Source organism: Streptomyces sp. MB09-02B, assembly GCF_033794485.1.
In the GTDB taxonomy this organism is placed as follows: Bacteria; Actinomycetota; Actinomycetes; order Streptomycetales; family Streptomycetaceae; genus Streptomyces.
In genome coordinates this window covers 1-9,344 of sequence record NZ_JARGEE010000357.1, presented here as the reverse complement: position 1 = coordinate 9,344, position 9,344 = coordinate 1, and the positions used below count along the sequence as shown (strand labels likewise).

Here is a 9,344-nt window from a genome sequence, read left to right as displayed (position 1 = left end):
GGGTGATCTGGGCGGGTGCGGGTGGGTGGGGGTTGCTCGCGCAGTTCCCCGCGCCCCTGAAAGCCGGCGGTCACCCGGCGCCTGAAAGCGGCGGCTCGCTGTGCCCCTGAGGGCGGGCGGCTCGCCGTCCCCTGAGGGCATGTGGCTCGCCGCGCACCTGAGAGCGTGTGGCACGCCGCGCACCTGAGAGCCTGTGGCTCGCCGTGCACAGGCTGACTGCGGCCTCTGGGGCCGGGGGGGGTGCTAGGTGGTCGCCGCTGTGCCCTGGGTTTTTGGGGGGACGCCGGGGAGGGCCACCTGGATGCGGCAGCCCTTGGGGGACTCTGCCACTCCGATGCGGCCGCCGTGGAGGTCCACCGCCCAGCGGGCGATCGCCAGGCCCAGGCCGGTGCCGCCGTCGCTGCCGGGGCCGTGGGGGGAGCTGACGGCGCCCCGGTTGAAGCGTTCGAAGACGCGGTGCCACTCGGATTCGGGGATGCCGGGGCCCTCGTCCAGGACCTCCAGCTCCAGCGACTCGGCGGTGGGGCCGCGCCGGGCCTTCACCGTCACACGGCCGTGCGCCGGGCTGTGCTTGACCGCGTTGTCGATGAGATTGGCCACGACCTGGTGGATGCGTTCCGGGTCCGCGTTCGCGGTCAGCTCCGGCGGGTGCACGTCCAGGTGCAGGTGCACGTCCGTACGTGTGTGCTTGCCGGAGTCGGAGGCGACGCCGCCGCGGGCCGAGGAGACCATCTGGGCCTCCTTGAGGACACCCGAGAGGTACGGCCAGACCTCGAAGCGGCGGCGGCGCAACGGGACCACGCCGTTGTCCAGGCGGGACAGGTCCAGGAGGGTCTCCACCAGGCGACCCAGGCGCTCCGTCTGCTTCAGGGCCGTGCGCATCGTCTCCGGGTCGGCCTGGGTGACGCCGTCGACGATGTTCTCCAGGACCGCGCGCAGGCCGGCGATGGGCGTACGGAGCTCGTGGGAGACGTTCGCCACGAGCTCCTTGCGCTGGCGGTCCTGGGCCTCCAGCTCGTCCGCCATGAGGTTGATCGTGTGGGCGAGGTCGCCCAGCTCGTCCCGGCGGTTCTCGCTGACCCGACGGGTGTAGTCGCCGCGCGAGATGGACCGGGCGACCGCGTTCATCTCGTCCAGGGGCGCGGTGAGCGAATGCGCCACGAACTGCGTAATCAGAAGTGTGGCGATCATCGAGAACACCGTGATGAAGCGCAGCTCCGTCTTGGTGTGCACCGCGATCATCGACAGACCGGTGGTGATCAGGACCGAGATGACGACGAGCGCGCCCAGCTTCGTCTTGATCGAGAAGGGGCGCACCCCGCCGAGCGGGCCCGCGCCCTTCCGCGACTGCGCGCCACCGGGACCCCGGTTCCGGGACCTCGGGTCACCGACTCCGCTCATCACGCCACCAGCCCCTTGCGCCTACCTGCCTGCGTGCCTACGTGTGCCCTGTGCACGCGGAACGGCGGGCACGGGTCAGGGAGTCGGGGTCTCCAGGGCGTACCCCACACCGTGCACCGTGCGGATCCGCTCCGCGCCGATCTTCCGCCGCAGCGCCTTGATGTGGCTGTCCACGGTCCGCGTCCCGGACGCGTCCGCCCAGTCCCACACCTCGGCGAGCAGCTGCTCGCGCGAGAGTACGGCACGCGGGGTGTTCGCGAGACATACGAGCAGGTCGAACTCGGTGGGCGTGAGGTGCACGTCCTCGCTGCGCACCCGGACGCGGCGCTGCGCGTGGTCGATCTCCAGCTCGCCCAGGCGCAGGATGCCCGAGCGTGGCGTGGTGGCGGCCAGCGCGGCCCGCTCCACCCGGCGCAGCAGGACGTGCACGCGGGCGGCCAGTTCACGCATGGAGAACGGCTTGGTCATGTAGTCGTCGGCGCCGACGCCGAGCCCGACCAGCATGTCCGTCTCGTCGTCCCGGGCGGTGAGCATCAGCACGGGGACGGGCCGCTGGGCCTGGACGCGCCTGCACACCTCCAGGCCGTCGAAGCCGGGCAGCATGATGTCGAGGATCAGCAGGTCGGGCTGCCAGGCCTCCGCGGTGTCCACCGCGGCAGGTCCGTCGGACGCGGTCTGGACGACGAAACCCTCGGCGCGCAGGCGGGCCGCGATGGCGTCGACGATCGTCGCGTCGTCCTCGACCACGAGGACCCGGCGCTGTGCGCCCGGCGTCGCCGTGGTGCTGTTGTGGGTGGTGTGTGTCTGCTCCATCGCCCGCCCCTGTGTTGCTTTCCGGAATCCGTGGGGTGATCCCTTGACTGCGCACGGCTGCGCATGACTGCGATTGACGCTTGAATGATCGGCGTCAGGCAAGCAGGGTACGGGCAGTCACCGCACCAGGGCTATCCAGGTCGGACCGCGAGGTGCACCACGTCCGGAACTCCTCGGGCAACCGGGATCTCTTCGGTACGCACCTGCTGGAACCCGGCATTCCCCAAGGTTTCCTCGAATTCCGCAGATGGCCGGGCCGACCACACGGCAAGCACCCCACCTGGCCTCAACACCCTTGCGCAGCTTGCCAGTCCGGCCGGCGAGTAGAGGCTGTCGTTGGTCTCGGACACGGTCCAGTCGGGCCCGTTGTCGATGTCCAGGCAGAGCGCGTCGAACGTGGCGGATGTCTCATTGACGTACTTGACGAGATCGGCTTCCACGACCTCCGTACGGGGATCCGCGAGCGCTCCGGCGGAGACCTCGGCCAGCGGACCGGAGCGGTGCCATGCGATGACGGAGGGTTCGCGTTCGACAACTGTGATCGGACCCCAGCGCCGGTCCGCGGCGGCGCGGGCGAGCGAGAAGCCGACGCCCAGACCGCCGATGAGCACACTCGGCCGAGAACGATCCGTCAGCGAGGAGAGGGCGGCGTCGACCAGCAGGCGCTCCGAGCGGCCGTCCGAGGTGTCCATCAGGAAGCACCCGTTGGCGATGATCTGCAACAGCTCTCCGTGCCGTCGCAGCACGACCTCGCCGTAGGGGCCCTCGTGCCGGTCGATGACCACGGGTTCGTCGGTGATGAGCATCCGCCCATCCTTACGTGTGCCCGGCGCGGGGGCAGCAGAATTACGACGGCCCGGCCCGGCCGGACTCGGCCCCGCCCGGCTCGGCTCCGCCCGGTGGGTCGGCGCCGGAGCGCCGGACCGTCAGAGCGTCAGGCCGTGGCCGTACGGGAAGAGCGGGTCCTCGGTGTCGTCGGGGGCCCCGGGGCGGGAGGCCTCGACCGCCGCCACGGAACGCGGCAGTTCGAAGGGCAGCCGGCCCTCTGCCCGGGCCCGGCCGAAGGCCACGTCGAGCAGGGCGGTGTCCGAGGCCCCGTAGTCGGCGACGAGCGCGGCGGCCTTCGCGGCGATCTCCGGGTGCACGGCCGGCCGCTCCAGGTTGACGCAGACCAGGGTGGGCACCGCCGCCAGCAGGGCCAGGGTCTCTGCCGGCCGCTCCTCGCACGGAGTGCGCAGCCGCAGCACGGCCACGTCCGCGTGGGCCGGGTCGGCCACGACGTTGCCGTACAGGGAGGCCGTCTGCGCGCCGACCCCTTCGACGTACAGGTTCGGGCGGTCGGTCAGCGGGAGGAGGGAGTGGTTGGTCAGGACGGTGAGCGAGCGGCGTTGGGCGGCCTCGCCGAGAGCGGTGAAGTCGCTCGCGCCGACGGTCTCCTCGGCGCGGTCCGGGTCGACGTACCGCCTCTCGAAGAGGCCGAGGACGAACTTCTCGCGCAGGAGGCGGCGGACCGAAGTGTCGATCCGTTCCTCGGGGATCCGGCCGGAACGGACCAGTTCGACGAGCACCTCGGGGCACTGCTCGCCGCCGAACTGGTCGGCGCCCGCGTCCAGGGCCTGAGCGGCGCGCTCGACGACGGTGAGGTCTTCGACGCCCCGGGCGTGGGTCCGGTGCGCGTCGCCGCCGAAGGGGGTGTCGGTGAGCAGGCCCCAGTCGGTGCGCACGACACCGTCGAAGCCGAGGCGTCCGCGCAACAGACCGGTCAGGACGTCCCGGTCGAAGCCGCGGCCGCCCTCCTCTCGTCCGCCCTTCTCTCGTCCGCCTTCCCCTCGGCGGCGCTCCTCCCGGCCGCCGTCCACGCCGATCGGCCGGCCGTCGTACGGCAGCATCTGCGAGCACCCGGATTCGACCGCTGCCCGGAACGGAGCGAGGTGGTGGTCGTGCGTGCCGCCGGGGACGTACGTGACCACGGCGGCGACCGAACGCGGGCCGAGCCTCGGCCCCTGGAGGCCGCGTACGTATGCTCTGACCAGCGCGCTCGTGACCTCGGTGGACGAGCTGAACGTGCCGGGCCCGCCAGCCCGGCGGGGGCCGGTGGAGAGGTCGATCCGTGGGTGCAGGGCGACACGGAAGCCGATGGCGAGGTACTCGCGGCGGACGGTGTCACCGAATTTCTCCACCAGCTCCGGATCGCCGATCGCGGCCAGACCCGGAGGCTCGGGCCAGACCGAGAAGGCGCCGGTGCCGAAGGAGGCGGCCGGGTTGCCGGGGAGCGAGTGGCGGGGGCCGGTGGAGAGGGTGACCGGGATGCCCAGTCGGGTGTCGGCCGCGAGTGCCTGGAGCCGGTTGACCCACTCCGCCGTCTCCCGTGCTCCGTACCGGCCCACGAGGTTGAAGTGGGTCAGATGGCTGTCCACCACCAGCTCCGTGGTGCCCTGCCGGAGCGACGGCCCGTCCGTCGCCTCGGCGAGCGTCCCGTCGCCGTTCATCGTCAGCATCGCGTGGCAGAGCTGACCCGCCTTCTCCGCGAGGGTCATCCGGGCCAGCAGGTCTTCCACCCGTTCGTCGACGGAGCGGCTCGGGTCACGGTACGGGGCTGTGGACATCCGGGGTTCCTTGTACGGGTGGCGGTTCCGTCGCGCAGGCCCGTTCAGGGAATCAGCGAAACCGAGCGCGTACCAGGTTTCGGGCAAGTGGCCACTGTCACGCGGGAGATGGCTTGAAAGAAAGGGCGATTGACTCGTGTAACCGCCGGTTCGCCCGGGCCGTCGAGTGCGGCATGGTGGGCGGCCGAAGGGCCGCTCGAAGGCTCGTGGAGCTGTCGGCTTTCTGTGAATCGCCCTTCCAGTGGCGGGGATCACAGACAAGGGCGTACCGGGCCGTCGAGGGTGAGGTGAAACGGAAGGAGCGCCTCACCTTGGATGCCGCCGAGACTGTGGAGACCGCGGGGCCCGTACTCGACGGCATCCCGCGGCAGCCGGGGGCGACACCCGGGCGGGAGCCGGGCGCGACAACCGGGCGGGATCCGGGCGCGACCCCCGGGCGGCAGCCGGGGGCGAAACACGAGCGGCAGCCGGGGGCGACACCCGAGCAGGATCCGGTGGCGTACGTGGTGGAACCCGGGGCGTGCACGGTGGGCCGCGAGGCGCACGCAGGGCCTGCGTCCTCCCCGTGTCGGCGCACTCCGTTTCCGCGCACTCCGTTTCCGCGCGCCTGGCGGCTGCTCCCCACTCCCGTCGGCACGCCCTTCACCTTCTTCTACGCCGCTGTCCTCACGCTGACCTCGCTCGTCGCCGAGTACGCCGACCCGGCCCTGGTGCACGCCCTGCACCAGGGCTCCAGTACGGATGTGGCGCATCTCGTCCACTCTCCGGTGCTGGTACTGGTCGCGAGCGCGCTGTGGGTCGCGGGCGGGGTCGGCTCCGTGTACGCCCTCGCCTTCCTGCTGGTGCTGACCGCGCTGGAACGCCGCGTCGGCGCGTGGCGCACGGCCGGTGTCTTCCTGTTGGGCCATGTCCTCGCCACCCTCGCGACGGAGGTCCCGGTGGGCTTCGCCGTGCTGGCCGGCCACCTCCCCGAAAGCTCCCTCCACCGCCTCGACTACGGCATCAGCTTCGGGGTGGCGGCGAGCGCGGGCGCGCTGGCGGGCCTGCTGCCGCCGTGGCTGCGGTGGCCGCTCCTGCTGGGCTTCGGCGGCATGCTGGTGGACGACCTGATCGCGTACACGGACCCGATGACCAACTGGGGGCATCTGCTGTCCCTGGCGATCGGGGTGGCGACGTGGCCGGTGGTCAGGGCGTGGTGCGCGGCACCGTCCGTCAGGGCCGGCCGGTGAACTTCGCGCTCGTGAGCGGGGCCGTCACCGTCCAGCCCAGTGATGCGTAGAGGGCCCGGCCGTCCGGTGTGCAGGCCAGTACCCCTGTCTCCGCGCCCTGTTCGCGGGCGGCGTGGGTGAGGGTGCGCATGACTAGGGTGCCGAGGCCGCGGCGGCGGTGGGCCGGTGACGTCTCTATCTGGTCGACGACCGCTGTCGCGCCGGTCGGGGCGACCTGGCCGCGGGCCGCGAGGGAACCGTCGGGCGCCGCGACCATCACCCGGGTCACGCCACCACGCGACCAGGTGCGCAGCCGATAGTCGTCGGGCACGGAGGCCGGGGTCTCTTGGGGCCCCAGACGCCGGGTCATCAGCCGGCCGGGTGCGGGGTCGATCTCCCAGCCCTCGCCGAGCCAGGGGCTGATCGTCGCCGCGTCCGCGAAGACCTTGAGCCAGGTGCCGGACCCGGTGACGGCGTCCGCGACCTTCCGGACCGCGTCCTCCTCCACCTCTTCGTTCGTCGCCGACAGGACGTGGCGGGTGACGTGGTGGGCCAGGCCCATGTCGATGGTGAAGCCCCAGGGTTCGACCACCGGGGGTGCCGCGCCTCGGGACACGACCCATCCGTCGACCCATGCCCGCACTGTTCCGTCCACTGCGCCCTCGTGTTTTTGTAATGGGTGATATCGCGGACAAGGTATTACGTGAGAGGTGGTGTGCGCGAGGGGCTATGCATCGGCTCGATGTCGTGGTCGGGGTTGGGCCCGCGGTCCCGGTCATGCCCCCCGATCGACGGCTCGTGATCGCCCACAGCGAACGGGCGGCCTCTCGGGGAACATTCCTCGGCTCATCTGCATTGAGTCGGCATAGCTCAACTTGACTGCCGAGGGAGAGATCATGGCATCGACGTCCGCACCGCTCACCCTGCCCGTGCTGCCGCTCGACGAGGAGGTCGTGCTGCCGGGAATGGTGGTGCCGTTGGACCTCAATGACACCGATGTACGGGCCGCGGTGGAGGCCGCGCAGGCCGCGGCGCGGGCGGTGCCCGGGAAGCCCAAGGTGCTGCTGGTGCCGCGGATCGACGGGGCCTACGCGAGCACCGGCGTGCTCGGTGCCGTCGAGCAGGTCGGGCGGTTGGCCGACGGGGATCCGGGAGCGCTGATCCGCGCCATAGGGCGGGTACGGATCGGGGCCGGCACCACCGGGCCCGGTGCCGCCCTGTGGGTCGAGGGGACGCGGATCGACGACAGCGTGCCGGAGCCGCTGCCCGGACAGGTCGCCGAACTCGTCAAGGAGTACAAGGCACTTGCCACCAGCTGGCTGCGCAAGCGCGGCGCCTGGCAGGTCGTGGACCGGGTGCAGGCCATCGACGACGTCTCCGCGCTCGCCGACAACTCCGGCTACTCGCCCTTCCTCACCCTCGACCAGAAGATCCAGCTCCTGGAGACCACCGACCCTGTCGCCCGGCTGAAGCTCGCCACCCAGCTGCTGCGCGACCACCTCGCCGAACAGGACGTCGCCGAGACCATCGCCAAGGACGTCCAGGAAGGCGTCGACAAGCAGCAGCGAGAGTTCCTGCTGCGGCGTCAGCTCGAAGCCGTCCGCAAGGAACTGCGCGAGCTCAACGGCGAGAAGGACGGCGAGGAGTCCGACGACTACCGGGCCCGTGTCGAGGCCGCCGACCTGCCGGAGGCGGTCCGGGAGGCGGCGCTCAAGGAGGTCGACAAGCTGGAGCGGTCCAGCGACCAGTCGCCCGAGGGCGGCTGGATCCGGACCTGGCTCGACACCGTCCTGGAACTCCCCTGGAACGAGCGGACCGAGGACGCGTACGACATCCAGGGGGCGAAGGGCGTCCTCGACGCCGAGCACGCCGGGCTGGAGGACGTCAAGGAGCGCATCACCGAGTACCTCGCGGTGCGCAAGCGGCGGGCCGAGCGGGGACTCGGTGTAGTCGGCGGGCGGCGCGGCGGTGCCGTGCTCGCGCTCGTCGGGCCGCCCGGCGTCGGCAAGACCAGCCTCGGTGAGTCCGTCGCGCACGCCATGGGACGGAAGTTCGTCCGGGTCGCGCTCGGCGGTGTGCGCGACGAGGCGGAGATCCGCGGGCACCGGCGTACGTATGTCGGGGCGCTCCCCGGACGGATCGTCCGCGCCATCAAGGAAGCCGGGTCCATGAACCCCGTCGTCCTGCTCGACGAGATCGACAAGGTGGGCTCCGACTTCCGGGGCGACCCGGCGGCGGCGCTGCTCGAAGTCCTCGACCCCGCGCAGAACCACACCTTCCGGGACCACTACCTGGAGGTCGAGCTGGACCTGAGCGACGTCGTCTTCCTCGCCACGGCCAATGTGCTGGAGGCGATCCCCGAGGCCCTGCTCGACCGGATGGAACTCGTCCGGCTCGACGGGTACACGGAGGACGAGAAGGTCGTCATCGCCCGGGACCACCTGCTGCCCCGCCAGCTGGAGCGGGCCGGACTCGACGCCGACGAGGTCGTGCTCGACGAGAGCGCCCTGCGCAAGCTCGCCGGTGAGTACACGCGTGAGGCGGGCGTACGGAACCTGGAGCGGTCCGTGGCGCGGCTGCTGCGCAAGGTCGCGGCCCAGCACGAACTGGGCCGGCGTGAGCTGCCGTTCACCGTCACCGACGGGGATCTGCGCGGGCTCATCGGGCGCCCCCACCATGTGCCCGAGTCCGCCCAGGACCCGGCGGAGCGGCGTACGGCGGTGCCGGGTGTCGCGACCGGGCTCGCGGTCACCGGCGCGGGCGGCGACGTGCTGTACGTCGAGGCGTCGCTGGCCGACCCGGAGACGGGCGCGGCGGGACTGACGCTCACCGGCCAGCTGGGTGACGTGATGAAGGAGTCCGCGCAGATCGCGCTCTCCTTCCTGCGCTCGCACGGCGCGGAGCTGGAGCTGCCCGTCGCCGACCTCAAGGACCGGGGCGTGCACATCCACTTCCCGGCGGGCGCGGTCCCCAAGGACGGCCCCAGCGCCGGTGTCACCATGACGACGGCCCTCGCCTCGCTGCTGTCCGGGCGGCTGGTCCGTACGGACGTGGCGATGACGGGTGAGGTGTCGCTGACCGGGCGGGTGCTGCCGATCGGCGGGGTGAAGCAGAAGCTGCTCGCCGCGCATCGGGCCGGTGTCACCACCGTCGTCATTCCCAAGCGGAACGAGGCCGACCTCGACGATGTGCCCGCGGAGGTGCTGGAGAAGCTCGACGTGCACGCGGTGACCGATGTGCGGCAGGTGCTGGAGCTGGCGCTGGCTCCGGCTGAGGTCGGGGTGCCTGTGGCCGCGTGAGCGTGGGGGGTGGGGTG

Annotated in this window: 7 protein-coding genes; 2 read left to right on the top strand and 5 right to left on the bottom strand. The window is 71.7% G+C overall.

From position 1 onward, the window contains the following. Positions 1 to 243: 243 nt before the first annotated feature. From P1P70_RS34230 to P1P70_RS34215, 4 genes are all read right to left on the bottom strand, one after another. Entirely contained in the window at positions 244 to 1,401 is a 1,158-nt protein-coding gene (locus P1P70_RS34230) for a HAMP domain-containing sensor histidine kinase (RefSeq protein ID WP_319244783.1), read from the bottom strand. A 75-nt stretch (positions 1,402 to 1,476) separates the two neighbouring features. Next, positions 1,477 to 2,214 carry a response regulator transcription factor gene (locus tag P1P70_RS34225; protein ID WP_319244781.1) on the bottom strand — a complete coding sequence of 246 codons (738 nt, stop codon included), beginning with the start codon at positions 2,212 to 2,214 and terminating at the stop codon, positions 1,477 to 1,479. Between the two features lie 131 nt (positions 2,215 to 2,345). After that, positions 2,346 to 3,020 (bottom strand): spermidine synthase, encoded by a 675-nt coding sequence (locus P1P70_RS34220; RefSeq protein ID WP_319244779.1) that lies wholly within the window; start codon positions 3,018 to 3,020, stop codon positions 2,346 to 2,348. 120 nt (positions 3,021 to 3,140) lie between these two features. Beyond that, positions 3,141 to 4,820, bottom strand: a complete 1,680-nt coding sequence (locus P1P70_RS34215; RefSeq protein WP_319244777.1) for a glycoside hydrolase family 3 protein — start codon at positions 4,818 to 4,820, stop codon at positions 3,141 to 3,143. A gap of 311 nt (positions 4,821 to 5,131) precedes the next feature. On the opposite strand from P1P70_RS34215, the gene P1P70_RS34210 reads away from it, so the two are divergent. Further along, the gene (locus P1P70_RS34210; protein ID WP_319244775.1) at positions 5,132 to 6,049 is read left to right on the top strand and encodes a rhomboid-like protein; all 918 of its coding nucleotides are present in this window, start codon (positions 5,132 to 5,134) and stop codon (positions 6,047 to 6,049) included. Here the strand turns inward: P1P70_RS34210 and P1P70_RS34205 are convergent. Beyond that, complete coding sequence (locus P1P70_RS34205) at positions 6,033 to 6,683, bottom strand: GNAT family N-acetyltransferase (protein WP_319244773.1); 651 nt, start codon at positions 6,681 to 6,683, stop codon at positions 6,033 to 6,035. The genes P1P70_RS34210 and P1P70_RS34205 overlap by 17 nt on opposite strands. 241 nt (positions 6,684 to 6,924) lie before the next feature. On the opposite strand from P1P70_RS34205, the gene lon reads away from it, so the two are divergent. Beyond that, positions 6,925 to 9,327 (top strand): endopeptidase La, encoded by a 2,403-nt coding sequence (lon, locus tag P1P70_RS34200; RefSeq protein WP_319244771.1) that lies wholly within the window; start codon positions 6,925 to 6,927, stop codon positions 9,325 to 9,327. Positions 9,328 to 9,344 lie beyond the last annotated feature (17 nt).

Coding starts and splice junctions, on each gene's coding strand:
- P1P70_RS34230 (WP_319244783.1), bottom strand. CDS start 1,401: ATGAGCGGAGTCGGTGACCCGAGGTCCCGGAACCGGGGTCCCGGTGGC.
- P1P70_RS34225 (WP_319244781.1), bottom strand. CDS start 2,214: ATGGAGCAGACACACACCACCCACAACAGCACCACGGCGACGCCGGGC.
- P1P70_RS34220 (WP_319244779.1), bottom strand. CDS start 3,020: ATGCTCATCACCGACGAACCCGTGGTCATCGACCGGCACGAGGGCCCC.
- P1P70_RS34215 (WP_319244777.1), bottom strand. CDS start 4,820: ATGTCCACAGCCCCGTACCGTGACCCGAGCCGCTCCGTCGACGAACGG.
- lon (WP_319244771.1), top strand. CDS start 6,925: ATGGCATCGACGTCCGCACCGCTCACCCTGCCCGTGCTGCCGCTCGAC.